Raw genomic sequence first — 17,299 nt, forward strand, 5'->3', positions numbered from 1 at the left:
TTTGGGATAGGAAGTTCTTTGGCGCATGGCAATCCTGAAGATAAGGGCGATGGTGTCCACGTATTTTTAAGTGGAGAACATCGCCCTTATCGCAGGGATCGGGTAGGTGACTTCGCCAGACGCTTACCGCTATGCGACCTTTACACCCCCTCTAATCGGCCTGCCGAGTCAAGAAACAAGCCTTCTATTCAATAGTGTTTTTTGACGTTATCAACTCATTGTCTTTCAAAATATATTTCCCGTCGTAGTGCTTCCCTTGGTAGTCAGGGCGAAGCAATTCCTTGTGCCTGCTTCGCTGTTTTTTGGTCTTGGCTGTCTTGGCTTCCTGCATACGAAGTTGACGACCGAATCCACCTGTTCCGAAGTCTTATGTAGCCCTCAGAGATTGTGCAGAAGCCAGTACGCAGTGGCTCGCTATTAAAAGGTTTAGAGCTAACTCCTAGGCTCTCGAAGCGACGAGCGGTAGCCGTACCTGTCAGATCTGACAGTAGTCAAGCGGATGAAAAAAGAGCGAAATTGGCCTGCACGTTGATCCTTTCAGTGCGAGGTCGACGAACTTTTAATGTCATGAGAAGTGAGTCAGCTACATAAGTGGTTTGCTAGCTTGGAGTTGGGCAATGAACGGATCAAAAGAAGACCAGGGCACCGCCGAAAAGAACAGGATTCTCGCCAGAGAAGGAAAGTTGAAACTCGCTCCCCTGAAGAGATTGTCGATTCCTTCGGTCATTGATGATGATGACCCGGAAGGACTGCTTCCCACAGGGTCGCAGAATGAATCATTGACTGTTTGTGTGCCTGAACGATGGCCCAATTATGCGATTGAAGGTGAAACAGATACTCTCGAACTGTATTGGGACCGTCCTAACAGAACACCCCAGCTTATTGACAGTGTCCCGATCCCGGGACCGATTGCAGAGGATTTTTCCTACGAACTGACGGTGCCGAAAAATCTCCTTCATCCGGATGGTCGCTTTGAGGTCTGGTATGCGGTCGTTATCTCTGCCGGTGGTCCTGGCGCACCCTCTGAGCATCGATTTGTCACGGTAGATAGCGAGCCGCCCAGTTACGATAAACAACTTGAAGAATTGTTATACCCCAGTAATTTACCCGACAGGGTTATTACCGAAGAATACCTTCAGGATAACAATGACAAGGTTGAGTTTCGTCTTCCGCCAGCTCTTTATACAGGCGCCGCGGATCGCGATGTACTTGAATTGTTCTGGTCGGTAACGAACCCTCCCATAGAGGCTTTTGTCAGTACCAAAACGATCCTTCAGGCGGAGATCGATGCCAGGGATATACGCGTGGATTTAAAGGGCGATGATATTCGTGCTGCCAATCAGAACGGCACGTTTTACGCCTTTTACAAACTGCGGGATCGTGCCGGAAACGAAACGCTGACATTTTCAAAGCCGGCAATCGGAACTGTTTCGCTGGTACCTTGGCCTGGTCGATTACCGCCACCCACTGTGCCGCGGCATGAAGACGATGGCCTCGTTCACCGGGCTGATGCGCGAGCACAAGTGGAGGCGGTAGTTGACGGCATCACTAACCTGCAACCCAATGACAAGATTGAACTGGTTTGGAACGGTGTTCCGCTGCCCAGGGAGGACGCCGTTCTCCCTTTGACAATACCCGTGCCCTGGAGTGTATTGATCGCCCAAGGACCCGGACCTTTGGTTGCCAAGGTGTATTACAACTTCATTCGTGGCGGGCGCCCGCGTCCCTCGGAAGAAGCCGATATCCGCATCGACTTCACGGTGGCCGGTCAGGACCATCCCAGCGCGCCGGCATTGCTCAACCCGCTTTTGCCGCGCATTGATATCGTGGGTGGTTCGGGTGTGCCCAATGTGCTGTTGCCCGTTGACCGAGACTTTCCCGTAATTCCGAAACTTAAACTTTACCAGTCGCCTAAACCAGGAGAACGTCTCGAACTTCACTGGGGCCAATATGTTGGCGCCGTTTCCGACTATACCGTGCAGGCAGGCGATCGCGAAGGCGACTCGGTTTCGTTCAGTGCCGTACCTTGGGAGGTAATTGACACCGAGCCCAATAACGCAAGACTGCCGGTTTATTACACCACTTATAACGGCGTCAACGAGCAGCAGTCTGATGTTACCTACGTCAAAGTTCAAGTGACCACGATTGATGATCTGCCTGAGCCTGTCTTTGAAGATGCAGACGGGTTTGGTTATATCGGTTGCGAAGATAAACCCTGGGAAGGGATTCGGGTTCGAATCAACTTTGATAGTGGCCATTTTGCCCTGAACGACGTGGTCAGGGTGTTCTGGCAAGGCTATCGAGCATTCAATTCGTATGATCCGATCGAAGCGACCTATGGTGAGTTTCCAGAGACAATAAATGCCAATCATCTTCGTGACGGATTTATCGATGTCTGGATTTTACCTTTTGATCCTTACATAAAACTGGTTACGCGGGGGTCGTGGGGGGCCTATTACACACTGACCAAAACAGATGGACAGTTTGGTACTTCCCAGGCGCCGGAGAATTTGAAAATTATCGAGACGGTGTCGGAAGAATTATGCAATGCGTTGAGGCGTGGGCGTTGATGAGACAAGCCTGTGCTCAATGAGCAGTGCAGTCTATTGACGCTTGACTAGAAAAGGAGACGTGGATCTCAGGAGTGATAAAAGTCAGAAAAAGACAATTATTTGAAGTGAGCAGCATGCTTTGCGAAGGGACGTGATTGCAAATGTCCCGGGTGTTTACGTGTGTTTAAATTCATATCTGTTGGAGTTTATAAAATGAGCAGTGAACAAAAATTTACACTGACCTCGGCGCAAGCTCGTCAGGCTTACGTAACTTGGTATTTGAACGAAAGTGCCCATGATGCGGCTCAGCTCTTGCCTCCCATGGTTGTTCCCGATTATTGGCCTGAGTATCCTGAATACAAAGGCTACGTACCTCGGGAACTGCAGGAGACGGATCTTGAGTTAAAGGTTAAGCTTTGGCCAAACTATGCTGAAGAAACAGATGAACTTGACACTCTCAGAATTTACGTTAGGCCGCAGGGAGCGCCCAATTGGGGGAGCCCTGTGGATACCCATTTATTTCCCGGGCCGCTTGACCCTACCGAATTTGATTATCCAGTCACCGTAAGTGCCAGCGCCTTTGCCCGTGAGGGAAGTTACGAGTTGATGTACACCGTGGAGATATTCACCGGGACCATAACGGACTCAGAAACAGTGTCTTTCGTTATCGATAAGACGCCACCGAATGATGGCCAGATTTCCACGAATCCGTTGGAGTTCAAGGACCAGGAAGCTAAAGACGATGGGTTGACGCAGGCTTATCTGAGCAGCTTGAGTCCGGATGGCGTACCTATGATCGTGCCAGCATACTTAGGCGCACGTAACCAGGATGCTATTGAGGTCTATGCCAAGTTTGAGGGAGACATTGTTCCGCAAAAAGTACGTGACGTTGTAATTCCCGACGATCGAACAGTTTTTATCCCGGTTACGCTCTTCACGGGCAAAGACGACGGTCGGCTCGCTTTTACTTTTAAGTTGAAAGATATCGTAGGTAACGTTGGCCCGTTTTCAAATCCACTCGAGACTGATTTGCTGCTACTCCCCCTGCCTGTCGGTCCTTTCCGTCCTCTCAGGGTTCCGTTGGCCGAGGACGCCAAAAAATTGATTGATCGGGCCGACGTTCGAGCCGGAGTCAGGGCTTTGGTCCCGCGCTATACGAATTACGGAAAGAATGACAAGATTTTCATAACATGGGGTACGAAAACTGCCAGTATCCCCCACACTGTAGGCGAAAACCCGGCAGATGAAATCATCATTGATGTCAGCGATACCGAGCTTATTATCCCGGATTATGGTGTCTCTACTGGCGAAAAACCGACGTCGGTGACTTATCAGATCCAGCGAGGCAACAAAAAGTTCGACGCTGACAGCGCCCTGGATATCAATGTCGATTTGTCTCAAGTGATTGACCCCGACATTCTGCCGGCCGTGCTTGTCAGGGGAGGTGGTCTGACGGCAGAAGACAATAAGTTGGTGGAAGGAGACATAGGGCTCGCTGCAACAGCAACCTTCACGGTGCCCATGGGCCTTACCGGTGTTGACTGGGCCAGGTTGTACTGGGGGGATCTGCCCGATCACGTAGCTGAGGTGTCGCCTGTACCGACGCCAGGAGACGATCTCACCTTTACTGTTCCTTGGGCAGAGATTGCGAAAGTACCTGGTGTTCTTATCAATGTCCGGTACGAGGTCGGCATCACGGATGATAACAACCCTTCTCCCTCTCCCATTACCCAGGTGGATGTACAGGCCGCTGTTCCTATCAGGCTGGCAGAACCGGAGTTTCCTGATGCCAGACTTGTAGGAACGGTTTTGCGGATTAATTGCAGTTCCTGGATCGGTGAAGATGCCAACTTGCAGCTGCGTATTCCACCCAATCCGAGATTGACGGAGGGTCAGGCAATGAATATCACGGTACAAGGGTATTCTGACTTCCCGCCTGCTACGCCAGTGGGAACACCTTGGACAAAATCAATTCCGTCACTGACTGACGATCAAGTGAAGAATGGCTTTATAGAGTTGGTTGGACCCAGGCTCACTCACTTTCATGATTTGCTCGGCGTTAGGGGTGCGTTGAAAGTTGACTATACCGTGGTTGTCGGCGTTGCCCCATTGTCGGGTACTCTTTCAATTCGCGCAGCTTCGCGGGATGCAGCCGGCCTGTGCCCAATCAACCCCTCTTGATAGTTGTGAGTTCCGAATAAGGTGAATGGCAACAGAAAGGAAAGAGCTCAGCTCCTTCCTTTCTGTTTGTTGTTCGACAAGGCTCGGAAATCGTTGTGCGTTTTTAATTTATAGGATTGCTCCCTATTTCTTTAGGATTTTTCCTACATCGTGAATGTTTGTTTCTGAGTACTCTGCCGCCACGTTGCACTTTGATTGCCTCTGAGTCTGAGGGAGTGCGCGTTCACCCTTATTTCAGGTGTATCACTATGTATCTATTGAATTCTACGCGAGCGTTTTTGTCCGTTACGACCCCGGTGTCTTGTTCCTTTGTCTTGTCGATGTTGGCGACAACATCCGTGCAGGCTGCCTTGGTGGAAAATGGTGAGATCAGGGATGTTGCCCCTGGCACCCCTGCCGATCGCTACGAGGTGGTAACAGGGTCCACGCTCAATGTAAACGGTGCCGATATTCTGGATATCAATTCGAATAACTCCACCATTAATGTCCGCCCTGGCAGTACGACCTTGCAGGTTTTGGCCACCAACGGATCGCGGGTGGGGCTTGCTGGCGCCACCGTAACGGCCGCGGCGGGAAGTGCTGCTGGAGTGCGTCTGGAGGGCAGTGAGGCAACGATCAGCAACAGCACCGTGACCAACGACTATGGGATTGGCTTGCAGCTGTTGCAGAATCCCACAGTGGGTTCGACGGCAACGGTATCGGCCGGTAGCGTTATCAAGGGGCGTGATGGCGGCGCCTTCGCTTCGGCGTTAAGTACTTTGGACGTCAGCAACTCTCATATCGAAGGCACGGGTGCCGGCAGTTACGGTGCCAGGTTGTTCAGCGCCGACGCGAAATTTACCGACAGCACGATCATTGGCGGCCTGAACGGACTTGATCTGCGGGGCAACCGGCCGCTTCCGCGTGAGGGCAACGTGCTGCTCGATGGCACAACCGTTGAAGGAAAAAACGGTGCAGCCATTCGTGTATCGGGTGCCAACGCTGCATCGGCCGTGCTCAATATCGATCTGGCCAATGGCTCGAATCTCATTGGTGGCAATGGCAATCTGCTCGAGGTCGTGGGTGGTGCTACGGCGAACATGAAGGTGAGCAATAGTGGCGGTACCGTGCTCACAGGCAACGTCGATGTCACCGAAAACAGCATCGCCAACCTGTCCTTCGACGCCGGCCAGATGACCGGCGATTTCAATGTCGAAGCCGGCAGCACCGGCAACCTGGCCTTGGCCAACGGCTCTGTATTCACCGGTAGTCTGAACAATGTTTCAGGCGTAACCATCAACAGCGGCTCCACCTGGAATATGACGGCCACCAATAGCGTCGGCACCCTGGCAATGGATGGCGGCACGGTGACCTTCGGCGGCGTTGACCAGTTTTATCAGTTGAACGTCGGCACCCTGGCGGGCAATGGAGCCTTCAAGATGGATGTGGACTGGGCCACCAATCAACACGATGTGCTGAATGTCACCGGCGTGGCCAGTGGCAGTCACACGCTGATGGTGAATGGTTCCGGCCTCGACCCGGTGTCGCCCGAGGCACTGACGTTGGTCAAGCTGGCGGCGGGAGACGCTACCTTTGGCTTGGACGGCGGCGAGGTGGATGTCGGCACCTATTCCTACAAACTGGCGTCTACCAGCAATGCTTCCGGTGGTACCGACTGGTACCTGGATCCCGAGACTGCGACGGTCAGCCCCAGTACCCGCACGGTCCTTGCGATATTCAACACGGCGCCGACCGTCTGGCTGGGTGAGTTGACCAGCCTGCGCAGCCGCATGGGCGAGTTGCGTTACAGCGGTGGCAAGTCGGGCGCCTGGGGCCGCACCTATGGCAATAAATACTCGGTGGACGCGGCTTCCGGCACTGGCTACAAGCAAACCCAGCAGGGCTTCTCGCTGGGGGCCGACGCGCCACTGCCGGTGGGCGATGGGCAATGGCTGATCGGCGCCATGGCGGGCCACAGCAACTCCGACCTGGACCTGAGCCGTGGCAGCTCGGGCAACGTGAAAAGCTACTATGTGGGTGCTTACACCACCTGGCTGGATGCGGACACCGGCTACTACTTTGACGGTGTGCTCAAGCTCAACCGTTTCCACAACGAGGCGAAAGTCTCGATGAGCGACAATACCCGTGCCAAGGGCTCCTACAACACCGCGGGCCTGGGCGGCTCGGTGGAGTTTGGCCGTCACATCAAGCTGGACAAGGGATATTTCGCCGAGCCTTTTACCCAGTTCTCCACGGTGGTGATTCAGAGTCAGGATTATGGTCTGGACAATGGCATGCAGGCCGAAGGCGACCGCACACGTTCCTTTCTGGGCAAGGTCGGCATCACCGGCGGGCGAAACTTCACCCTGGACAGCGGCACGCAGGTGCAGCCCTATGTCCGTGTGGCCATGGCCCATGAATTTGCCAAAAACAACGAGGTGCAGGTCAATAACAATGTATTCAATAACGACCTGTCGGGTTCGCGCGGCGAGCTGGGCGCTGGTATAGCGGCGCAGCTCAGTGAGCGCTTGCAGTTGCACGCCGATTTCGACTATGCCAACGGCAAGCATATCGAAATGCCGTTCGGAGCGAATGTGGGGGTTCGTTATAGCTGGTAAGCGCAGGCCCGGCTGGACAAGCAAAAGAAGAACCCTGCCTTTGCGCAGGGTTCTTTCGTTTTAAAGCGGCTCCTGTCGTGAATGATCAATGGGTGATGACACATCTGCTTGAATCGCGAACACGAGCCCCGCCGTGTGTCGGGGCCTGCGTTCAACGTCTCTGCCTCACCTGCCGATGCCCAGGCCCGTGCCACCCGGGTTGAGATCCCATAGTTTCCATGTCTGCCCGTTGTTCATGGTCAACGCATACATATACACCGGAGGTAATGGCCAGTGAGCACTGCTGGACCACGTATAACCTCCCCATGGAAAGCGTCCCCCGTAAGCTGCGCTGATCGCCCTCAGCGTACCGATATCAGGAACATGCAGGCCCCGCGCAGCGGCCGAAGCATAAATCACTTTGTAATTCCCGCCCCCAAGGTGATGGCATAGCCAGACACCCGTCACCGTCACGGTGTAGCTTCTTGACTGTTGTGGCGAGGCCGAATCGGTCGCGGTGATTGTCGTGCTGCCATTGCGGCGAACGGTTACCAGCCCGCTGCCATCGACCACAGCGACTCCGGTATTGCTGGAGCTATATCGATAGGGCGGTACTCCTCCGCTGGCTACATGACGGACCGCGGTGCCGCCGCCAAAGTTGGGTAGCGTACCGTTCCCGACGAGTATGTACGCGGTTCCATTCAAAGTTACCGGGCTTTGGTTGAAGTTCAAGGGCGGCGTAGGCGCGCGCACGGTAAAGGTTCGCGCTGGCGAAACGGGCACGTTGTCGCCATATAGCGCCTTAGCGGTCAGGCTGTAGCTTCTGGGTGTCACCGCCAGTTGTGCAAGGCTCCAGGTGCCCGTGGAATCGGCAATGATCTCGGGCGCGGTCGATGTCGTGCCGAGTATCTGGACCCTCTGATGTGCGCTGGCGGAGCCCCTCAAGGCCACACGGTTGTCGGTCGTGATGGCGCCGTTGCTCAGTTCGCCGCGGGAGTCTCGGACGCTGGTGATGACAGGGTTGGCGACCGCCGTCACGGTGAATGCCCGTGGCGCGGAAGGCGGGACACCCTCACCATAAAGTGCTTCGGCAACAACGCTATATTGCTGCAGGCTCAAGGCGCTGAAAGTGGTGTTCCAGTTACCATTGTCATCGGTAGGCACTTGCGGTGCCGGGGTTGTGACGCCCACGACCTTCACGTTCTGCCTGGCATTGGCTTTACCGCTTACCGTGACTTGGCGGTTGGCGGTGTAGCCGCCGTGGGCAATTTCCCGCCAGGCGTCCCTGACGCTGGTGATGGTCGGGGCATTGGCGGCTTCCACCGAAAAGGTCCGCGGCGGGGAGACAAATTCGCTGCCATCGAGCGCATGCACGGTGAGCCGGTACGACTTCACGCTCAGCCCGGACAGGACATGAGACCAGCTACCCTCGATAGTCACCTTCAGAATCTCTCCGCCGGCGGTGCCGTCGTAGAGTTGAATACTGGAATCCGGGGTTGCCGTACCGCTTAGTGTCACACGTCTATCGAGGGTATTTTCTCCTTCAGCCACTTCGCCCCAGGAGTCCTTGATGCTGACGATCTCTGGCACGACCCAATCATGGCGGGTCTTGAAGGTGTAGCGGGTCAGGGGAAAGGTCAGTGCATAAGTTTCGTCAGCTTCAGCGCTGAAGCCGACCTTGCACACGGCCGTCAGCGGAGTGTCGTGCCCCAGTTTCTCCAGCTCGGTTCGCAATACCGTTTCGCTCAGGCCATTGCCTGCCTGGTCGTCGGTCAGTTCATGGCTGTCGAGCAACGGAATGGAATAAGACTCTCCAGCTTGAGTATTGCCTTCAAGCCGTAGCCAGATGCGCTGTTTGGCGGCAATGAACGGCCATTTTTCGAGGGTGATAGTGGCGTTGCCAGCAAAGGTTGCCAGGTTCAGTACCCGCGTTGTGTTGTTCGCCTGGGGAATCCAGGGTTTGGGCAGTTGTGTTTCCGGATCCTGAAAGGCCGCCACTTTCAGTTCCAGGACTTCGGAGGGGAACAGGAAGCCTTTGTGGATCACCTCATAGCCAAGCATCACATTACGGTTGATGTTGGCCCCGACCACCGAGGCGGGAACGTTGAATCGAACGCTGCCAGTGGCACTGCCGGGCAACTCCAGATCGTCGGATGTTCCGGCCCCGGGGGTGCCCAGCCATTTCAAACGGATCTCATGCGGCGTATCCATGCTCGCGTATCGCACCTCTACCGTGGCGCCGGCGAGTGCATTCATCGGGTCGAGAAAATCCTCGGGTGAGGCTTCGATGACCGTCGGAGGGGGACGTTCTCCCAGCAGGTCGCCGATAGCCAGCTCCAGCAGGGCCGAGTAGCGATACCGGCCGGTGCTTTTCTCAAGGAGCACATAACGAATCCGCACAATGTCATTGATGTTCGGTTCGATGTACTTGCGCAGAATAGTAAAGTCCAGTGCCTTGCCGGCGCTGACTTCGGATATCGGCACCCAATCACTGGTACTGCCGTCTCCGGGGTTCCCATGCCAGTAATAGGTGAGTGTGTCGCCTGCCTTGGTGCCGAAGTACTCAATGCGCAGCGTCACGCTGCCGGTGTAGATTTCCGGGTCCAGTGTATTCTCAGGCGCTTCAACGACCCGAGGCGCCGGGAGTTCGGCACGGATGGCCTGGACATTGGCATCGAGGTAGTCGGACTCCCTGAGGTCATACACCATCGCCTCGTCGTTGGAGACCCAGTAGCTCAGTCGCAGGCTGCCGTTCCTCAGGGCCTCGATATGTTCGCCAAAAACGAACATCACGGTATCCGTGCCGACTTCATTCTCACTGATCGACTCCTTATCTTCATGCAGATAAGCGCCACCATCGGCTTTTTTGCCCAGCCAGACCAGTTTGATTTGGTCGCCGTTAGCCATTCCTGGATAGGCTTTGATAACCACAGTGGCCAAGGGCAGGTCCGGATCGAGTACGTCCCCGACCAGCTCTATGATGGTCGGGGGTGGTAATGAAGAGAGCTCGCCTTCGACATTGGCAAAGGCGTGCCTGGACGACAGGGCTGGATCGCCGTTGGCTTTTTCCAGAATGTAGAAAGCATCTCCCGAACCGCCTGCCAGGGCACGAATTTCAGCGTTGGGGATTTCGAATTCATAGATGGCGGGCAGGTTGTCGATGGTTTGGGATTGGTGATTTTCCAAGGGCAGGCCAATCACCGGGGTACCGATCCAGGACATCTTCAAGGTGTCGTTCTGGGAGAATTCAGGTTGACTTGCGTAAACCAGGAGCCTGACGGGTTTTTGTCCAATGCGATCAGATCGATAACGCCGTTGAACGCCTCCTTGATGACCGGCGCTGGTAACCGGGCGGCGCCGGCGTCTACCTGTACATAGGTGCGCAAGGAATATTTTTCGGCGTAATTCCAAACCAGATCAAACACCATGTAGTGCACCAGCAGTGCGGAACTGTCCCCTCCGGCGAGGATCGTCTGCTGGTCGATCCGTATGAAAATCGAGTCCGTGGTAGCCGCTTCTTCCGGGGTTATCTCCCGATATACAAAAGCGCTGCCCCAGGCCAACTGAATGGTGTCGTAGGCCGCACGCCTCGGGTAATGCTTGATTTCCAGGTCGAACCCTTCTTTCGCGGCCACGGCGTCCACGCCGTTATCGATTATATCCTGGGGTGGCAGTGGCGCCTTGAGCTGCGAGTGACCTGGATTTGGGCCGCTTCCGAACGGCGGGCCTTGGCCTGGGCCTGATCGATCAGGCCGGCGTTGAGGTCGGCGTCGATCGCCATTTGCTTGCCGGGCATCGCATCGAGAGTGAAACGCGCGCTCACCTCGGAAATCCGCCCCGCACCTTTGGTCACCACGACGAAGTTGATGATCATCAAGATCGCGAAGACCACAATACCGACCACGTAGCCAGCATGACCAGCAGCAACAGCGGCACACCCAGATTGCCTCGACTGAGGTCGGCATTGTTGCTACGGGCACTGTTGATTAACTGAGCGCGATCCACCGGTTTTCCCCGTTTCTTTAAAGCAAATCTTTGACGCCTGAAGCGGGCGCAGGGCGGCTACCGCAAGAAGCCTTCCAACTTTTGCGGGGGGAGAAATAGAGAGTTTTTTCAGGGGGAAATGCATGGCCTGGACTGACGCCTTCGCTGGCAAGCCAGCTCCTACAGGTTCCGCGAAATCTTGTAGGAGCTGGCTTGCCAGCGAAGGGGCCGGCAGAGACAACGCGAAATCAGGAGTCGCGGCGCAAATCCGGCGGAATCGGGAGATCGTCCCTGCCAGCTAAATTCGTCGAAATAGAAGTGACGGATTCATGTCCATCAAATGAATGGTCATAAATAGATCCGTCACCTTTTTTCAGATCAATTCCATCGAGCAACCAGTGCAGTTGCTCCACCGTCAACGTCGGCACGGTGGCGACGTCAGGCCAGATAAAACGGTCTTCCTCGAGACGTTTCATCAACATCCAAAAGCCGTTTCGCTGCCAGCCCAAAATTTTTACGCGATCACGTCGCCGATTTCTGAAGACGTACACCGCCTCGGCAAACGGATCCAGCCCGAGGGCTTGCTCGACCAGGATCGCCAGACCGTTGAGACCGACCCGGAAGTCGATGGCCTCGCGATGCAGGTAGACCTTCAGCCCTTCGTCGAAGCGGAACATCGCAGTCTCCCGAGCGCCTCGATCATCGCCAACGCCTGCTGCGTGTCGCAACCACGCAAGTCGACCACAACTCCGTTGGGCAGGCGGGCCTGCACGTCCATGGACGACGTCTCTTCCTGGCGCGCCGCTGCGACTTCGAGCGCCACGAATGCCGGCGTCTTCGCTTCGACAACGTCCACGCTCGGCGCTGTGCTCTTGGCCAACTGTCGCTCATACAAGCGCACTCAGCTGCTCACCTGGTTCGCGTTGACCCCGCAATCGCGAGCCAGCTTCGCTATCGATACGCCGGGCTCACGACACGCCAGGACCAACTCGCGCTTGGCCTGCTCGTTGTAGATGCTGCGACCATCGCGCTTATGCCCGACAACCGGGCGCCGCGCCAACTCTGAAATCCAATCTGACATTACGTGCCCACGTTCCTGTACATGGGTACGTAGCCTCACACTTCGTCGCGCTCGAAGGAAGGGCGTGGTTTATTGCGCGCTTACGATCAGACCGCTCCCAGCGTGTCATGTTCGTATCACGAACCAAGCCCCGAGTATGTTCGAATTATCAAAGTCGGCACAGTGGACGGCTTGGAGTTCGAAGTGGTAGAACGCGGCCGCGTTCCTGCAACCCCAATTAGAGTTGGGAAGCCAATAATGGCTTGTTAGCGGAAGCCATCCATATAACAGCTTCATTGCGTTCACCTGCGCGGCCTCGATTGGGGATGCATTTGGTGTTTGATTCATCCACGCAACTGCCTGCGAATAATGCGTAAACGTACCTGATGCCATCAGGCGAAATACATTGGAAACCGTCACTGAATAAGAGGCGGTGCGTTGGTTGCTGTCAGTGACCGTGATTGTGGCCGTCCCGTTGGCATTGCCCGTGACCTTGCCCGTCAATGTCACCGAGGCGATGGAAGGGTTGGATGATACGTAGGTATAGGGCGGCAGGCCACCGGAGGCGACACGCGTTTCCGTGTTCCCTGGCATCTCCTCTCTGACAGGTGTCCATCCATCAATCCTCACAACAACTCCATTCAGGTTCATCGGATCAGGGCTGACGGAGAGAGGAGGCGTCACGGTCAACGTCCGGGCCGGCGACACCGGTCCACTGCCATAAAGCCCCTTGGCCGTGAAGCTGTGGCCGCCTGCGGCCAGGCTTGTCACCCGAAGCGTCCAGACGCCATTGCCATTGACATCGGCCGTGCCCTTGAAGGTGGTGTGATCGCGGATCTCGACCTTCAAATCGGACGTCGCATTGCCGGTGAGCGTGACAGTGGTATCGACGGTGTTGCCGCCTTCGGGAATCTCCCTGCCGGCACTGTCCTTGACCGAGGTGATCGCCGGTGTCAGCGCCGCGGCCACCTTGATCGTCCTGGCGGGCGACACCGGATTGCTGCCATACAGCCCCTTGGCCGTGAAGCTGTGGCCGCCCACGGCCAGGCCCGTCACGCGATGCGTCCAGACGCCATCGCCATCGACATCGGCCGTGCCCTTGGAAGTGGTGAGCCCATCGAAGATCTCGACCTTCTGGCCGGCCGTCGCGGTTCCGCTGAGCGTGACGGTGGTGTCGACCGTGGTGCCGCCCTCGGGGATCTCCGTGTCCGCACTGTCCTTGACCGAGGTGATCTCCGGCGTCAGCGCCACCAGGGCCTTGACCGTGTAGGTTCGCACCGGGAAGGTGACGGCCGTGGCCTCGTTCGCGCTGCCGTCGAAGGTCACCTTGAACTCGATGCGCAGCGATGAGCCGTCCTTCAACCCGCGCAGGGCCGCGACCGGCGCTTGTGTGTGAACACCCGCCAGGCCGCCGGAGCTGAGCGTGGTGCCCGCATACAGCGGCGCGGGATCGAAAGGTGTGCCGTCAGCGGTGGTGCCCTGCAGGCGCAGCCAGATCTTCTGGCCGACCGCGATCAGCGGCCACGGGGCCACGCGCACGCGCGCCGCATCGGCCAGCTTCGTCACATCCAGCTGGTTGCCCGCATTGTCGGCCCCGTCGATGGTCGGCGTGGTCAGGTTGGCATCGCCATCGGCAATCGGCAGCACCGCCAGCGTAAGCGGCAGCGAAGGTTTTGGTGCAGCGTCCCCGCGCGTGACCGTGTAGCGCACCGTCACCGGCTGGCCGAGGTTGAAAGCCACCACGCTGTTGGGAATGGGGAACTCCAGGCCTTCGCTGACCGGCCTGGGCGTGGAGGTGTGCGAGCCGCCAGCCGGTGTACCGGCCGCGCCGACCCACATGACGATCAACCGATCATCGGGCCGCAACGCTGCATTGGCGGGCACCACCAGGGTCAGGCGGTCCTTGGCCGCGATCGGGTCCAGGTTGCTGCCATTGGCTTCCTTGATCGCCGGTTCCTTTAAATCCAGCGCGGCCCCGATTCTGAAGGTCAACGGGTGCGAAGGACTGGTCCGGCCGGGGGCGCGCTCTTCGAGGGCGAGCGGAGCGGGGTCGGGCGAGTGGGTGGTAGTCATGGGCGAAAACTCCGGACGATGGGCGACGGAGTGATTGAAGGCCAGCGTTGGGGGAGGGCGCTACTGTCAGATCTGACAGTAGCGACGGGCGGTGAAATCCTGTCGGAGCGCGGCGGTAGAGCGTTCCCAGGCCAATAGGGGAACGACACGTGAGCGGCTAGCGCGGATCGATGTTATCCCGCGCCCGGTTCGCCAGCCATTCGACCTGTTCCGCGACAAACACCGGTCTCCAGTGGAACCAAACCTGTTCGAGATCGCAGTGGAGGGGGGCAACTTTTCCATTCAGGAGAGGCAGTATCTGGCCCCACTTTCAAGCGTTAATAAATGCGTCCCCATTTTTGCAGTTGATGAAAGCTCTCGCAGCTCGTATGACTCGTTACCGCATTAGGCTAGGGGGGCGCTCGGGCACGTTGTGGGAGAGTCGCTACAAATCCAGTGTCGTTCAAACCGATACCTGTCTTCTTGCATGCAGCCGATACATCGAACTGAACCCGGTGAGAGCTCGCATGGTGCCGCATGCAGAAGACTATCCATGGTCCAGTTTCCGTGTTCGCTTGATAGAGCATGCTGAAGACAATTGGCTGGATGTCGATCCATGCTCCAAGGCACTGGGCACGACGGATCTCATTCGTCGTAATCGCTATAGAACATTTGTAGAGCAGGCTGCTCCGACCGGAGAGCTGAAACTCATAAGAGATGCTCTCCAGTGCGGGCAGTTGACCGGAACCTCCAGCTTTGTGGACGAGATCGAACACCTCACGGGGCTTCGAATAATATGTCGAGGGCAAGGCAGGCCTGCAAAGTAAATTCAGCTAAATAAATCTGTCCCCTTTTCCTTCAATTACAGGTTCCGCGAAATCTTGTAGGAGCTGGCTTGCCAGCGAAGGGGCCGGCAGAGACAACGCGAAATCAGGAGTCGCGGCGCAAATCCGGCGGAATCGGTGGATCGTCCTTGAGCGAATCCGGACGCTTGCCATCGCCGGCGCGGCAGGCGAATCTGGTATACGTAGGTCAATACCCGGGCCACCGAGAAAGGGGAGCCCGTTATTTAAGCCCGTGGCGCCCGATGCCGGTAGAGCGGATAAATGTAGACCTGTCGTCAGGTAAGTTCGTCGAGAATAGAAGTGACGGATTCATGCTCACAAAAAGAATGGTCATAAATAGATCCGTCACCTTTTCTGCTGTCACCTTTTCTGCTTTTTTTTTGCTTCATGGAACTGATGAAGGGCCCACGAGATTAATTGGATGGCATCAGGACCCCTATGCAAGCAATTTTCCCGTTGTCATTCTCTCCATAGACAACGCCATCCGATGGGCGAAGCAACCAGTGCGATCCCCAAGCGTGTGTGTCTGAAGACCAATAGTAGGTATTGACATATCCTCCCGGATCGCCACCGTACACACCTCTCAGAGCACGCCAATGAGCGAGTGCGGGGACATGTCCGCCATCCCTGTTCGCTACATCAACCATTGTCGACCAGTTACTGCGCCCGTCTCCGTAGTTGCGTATATACCAAACATTCTGGATGGTTATCTGATAGGACGCCGTAGATCCCGCCCGATCGGAAACCGTGATGCGTGCAGTCCGGTTGCGTAGGCCGATCACTTGTCCCGTCGCTGGGTTTACTTCAACAGCCGCCGGGTCATTGGTGCTGTAGATATAGGGCGGTACACCTCCGCTTGCTTGGCGTGTTATGGAGGTCCCTGTTGGGGGATTGATCACAGTCCTGTCCAATCGTCTGACTAGCATGCCATTCAGAACTACAGAAGTTGTATCGAACGCCAACGAGGGTACAACGCTGAAGGACCAGGCATTTGACACTGGATTACTGCCGTAAAGCGCTCTGGCCGTGATGCTATGAGAACCGACACCCACCGACAAGCTGATTTCCCCCCATCCCCCGCTACCGTTGACCGCTGCGTCCTGCTTCCGAATACCATTATCGCGAACCTCGACTGTGGTACCGATAGACGCACTGCCGCTGACATAGACCGTGGTTGCCGTTGTCCTGCCGCCGTTGGTAATTGTATTTCCCTGAGGATCCCTGACCCTGGTAACGCTTGGCGTGACCAGTGCCACTACGGTCAACGTCCGCGCCGCTGACACCTGGCCCGAACCATAGAGCGCTTTGGCCGTGAAGCTGTGGGCCGCCACGCTCAGCCCCGTCACCGGAAGGCTCCAGATCCCCGTCGCCGGGTCGGCGGTGGGCTGGCCTTTGGACTCGGTGCCATCGAAAACTTCGACCTTCTGACCTTTGCTCGCGGTACCGGTCAGCGTCACGCTGGTCTCGACCGTCAGGCCGGCGTTGGGGATTTCGACCCCGCTTGGCGAGCCTTTGACCGAGGTAATGGTCGGCGCCACGACTGCCGTCACGGTCAAGGTCCGCGCCGCTGACACCTGGCCCGAACCATAGAGCGCTTTGGCCGTGAAGCTGTGGGCGGCCACCGTCAGCCCGCTGACCGTCAGGGTCCAGATCCCCGTCGCCGGGTCGGCGGTGGGCTGGCCTTTGGACACGGTGCCATCGAGCACATCGACTTGCTGGCCCTTGCTGGCCGCACCGGTCAGCGTCACGCTGGTCTCGGTCGTCAGGCCGGCGTTGGGGATTTCGACCCCGCTTGGCGAGCCTTTGACCGAGGTGATGGTCGGCGCCACGATCGCCGTGACGGTCAAGGTTCGCGCCGCTGACACCTGGCCCGAACCATAGAGCGCTTTGGCCGTGAAGCTGTGGGCCGCCACGCTCAGCCCCGTCACCGGAAGGCTCCAGATCCCCGTCGCCGGGTCGGCGGTGGGCTGGCCTTTGGACTCGGTGCCATCGAAAACTTCGACCTTCTGACCTTTGCTCGCGGTACCGGTCAGCGTCACGCTGGTCTCG

9 protein-coding genes and 4 pseudogenes are annotated in these 17,299 nt (G+C 56.8%); 4 read left to right on the forward strand and 9 right to left on the reverse strand.

The window, feature by feature from the left end; genetic code table 11:
• Positions 1-617: 617 nt before the first annotated feature.
• From KGA81_RS29570 to KGA81_RS29580, 3 genes are all read left to right on the forward strand, one after another.
• Positions 618-2,570, forward strand: coding sequence for a hypothetical protein (locus tag KGA81_RS29570; RefSeq protein ID WP_223551175.1), 1,953 nt, complete (start codon positions 618-620; stop codon positions 2,568-2,570).
• A gap of 195 nt (positions 2,571-2,765) precedes the next feature.
• On the forward strand, positions 2,766-4,733 hold the full coding sequence (locus tag KGA81_RS29575) for a hypothetical protein (protein ID WP_223551177.1): 1,968 nt from the start codon (positions 2,766-2,768) through the stop codon (positions 4,731-4,733).
• A 506-nt stretch (positions 4,734-5,239) separates the two neighbouring features.
• Entirely contained in the window at positions 5,240-7,330 is a 2,091-nt protein-coding gene (locus KGA81_RS29580; protein WP_223551179.1) for an autotransporter outer membrane beta-barrel domain-containing protein, read from the forward strand.
• Between the two features lie 165 nt (positions 7,331-7,495).
• Here KGA81_RS29580 and KGA81_RS29585 read toward each other — a convergent pair whose 3' ends face one another.
• The 7 genes and pseudogenes from KGA81_RS29585 to KGA81_RS29615 form a co-directional block, all read right to left on the reverse strand.
• A complete protein-coding gene (locus KGA81_RS29585) occupies positions 7,496-10,531 on the reverse strand; it encodes an Ig-like domain-containing protein (RefSeq protein WP_223551193.1) in 3,036 nt (1,011 codons plus the stop codon).
• A gap of 2 nt (positions 10,532-10,533) precedes the next feature.
• Positions 10,534-10,953: a hypothetical protein gene (locus KGA81_RS29590; protein ID WP_223551181.1), complete on the reverse strand. Its 420-nt coding sequence runs from the start codon at positions 10,951-10,953 to the stop codon at positions 10,534-10,536.
• A 59-nt stretch (positions 10,954-11,012) separates the two neighbouring features.
• A pseudogene (locus tag KGA81_RS29595) lies at positions 11,013-11,216 on the reverse strand (FHIPEP family type III secretion protein); the annotation flags it as partial.
• Between the two features lie 325 nt (positions 11,217-11,541).
• Positions 11,542-11,970, reverse strand: coding sequence for an IS66 family insertion sequence element accessory protein TnpB (gene tnpB, locus KGA81_RS29600; protein ID WP_223551184.1), 429 nt, complete (start codon positions 11,968-11,970; stop codon positions 11,542-11,544).
• A complete protein-coding gene (locus tag KGA81_RS29605; protein WP_223551186.1) occupies positions 11,946-12,173 on the reverse strand; it encodes a hypothetical protein in 228 nt (75 codons plus the stop codon). The genes tnpB and KGA81_RS29605 overlap by 25 nt, the downstream gene beginning before the upstream one ends.
• A gap of 21 nt (positions 12,174-12,194) precedes the next feature.
• Positions 12,195-12,374: a hypothetical protein gene (locus tag KGA81_RS29610; RefSeq protein WP_223551189.1), complete on the reverse strand. Its 180-nt coding sequence runs from the start codon at positions 12,372-12,374 to the stop codon at positions 12,195-12,197.
• A 105-nt stretch (positions 12,375-12,479) separates the two neighbouring features.
• Positions 12,480-14,426, reverse strand: coding sequence for an Ig-like domain-containing protein (locus KGA81_RS29615; RefSeq protein WP_223551191.1), 1,947 nt, complete (start codon positions 14,424-14,426; stop codon positions 12,480-12,482).
• A gap of 335 nt (positions 14,427-14,761) precedes the next feature.
• Between KGA81_RS29615 and KGA81_RS29620 the strand changes: the two are divergent.
• Positions 14,762-15,232 (forward strand): annotated as a pseudogene (locus KGA81_RS29620) (transposase); the annotation flags it as partial.
• Positions 15,233-15,335: 103 nt separating this feature from the next.
• On the opposite strand, the pseudogene KGA81_RS29625 reads toward KGA81_RS29620, so the two are convergent.
• Both KGA81_RS29625 and KGA81_RS29630 read right to left on the reverse strand, forming a co-directional pair.
• Positions 15,336-15,453 (reverse strand): annotated as a pseudogene (locus tag KGA81_RS29625) (flagellar biosynthetic protein FlhB); the annotation flags it as partial.
• 210 nt (positions 15,454-15,663) lie between these two features.
• Positions 15,664-17,299, reverse strand: a pseudogene (locus tag KGA81_RS29630) (hypothetical protein); the annotation flags it as partial.

This window comes from Pseudomonas sp. A-B-19, from assembly GCF_019947515.1.
Lineage (GTDB): Bacteria > Pseudomonadota > Gammaproteobacteria > Pseudomonadales > Pseudomonadaceae > Aquipseudomonas.

Excerpts from the sequence above, each read along its gene's own strand:
- KGA81_RS29575 (WP_223551177.1), top strand. The coding sequence starts at position 2,766 with ATGAGCAGTGAACAAAAATTTACACTGACCTCGGCGCAAGCTCGTCAG.
- KGA81_RS29585 (WP_223551193.1), bottom strand. The coding sequence starts at position 10,531 with ATGTCCTGGATCGGTACCCCGGTGATTGGCCTGCCCTTGGAAAATCAC.
- KGA81_RS29615 (WP_223551191.1), bottom strand. The coding sequence starts at position 14,426 with ATGACTACCACCCACTCGCCCGACCCCGCTCCGCTCGCCCTCGAAGAG.
- KGA81_RS29610 (WP_223551189.1), bottom strand. The coding sequence starts at position 12,374 with ATGTCAGATTGGATTTCAGAGTTGGCGCGGCGCCCGGTTGTCGGGCAT.
- KGA81_RS29570 (WP_223551175.1), top strand. The coding sequence starts at position 618 with ATGAACGGATCAAAAGAAGACCAGGGCACCGCCGAAAAGAACAGGATT.
- tnpB (WP_223551184.1), bottom strand. The coding sequence starts at position 11,970 with ATGTTCCGCTTCGACGAAGGGCTGAAGGTCTACCTGCATCGCGAGGCC.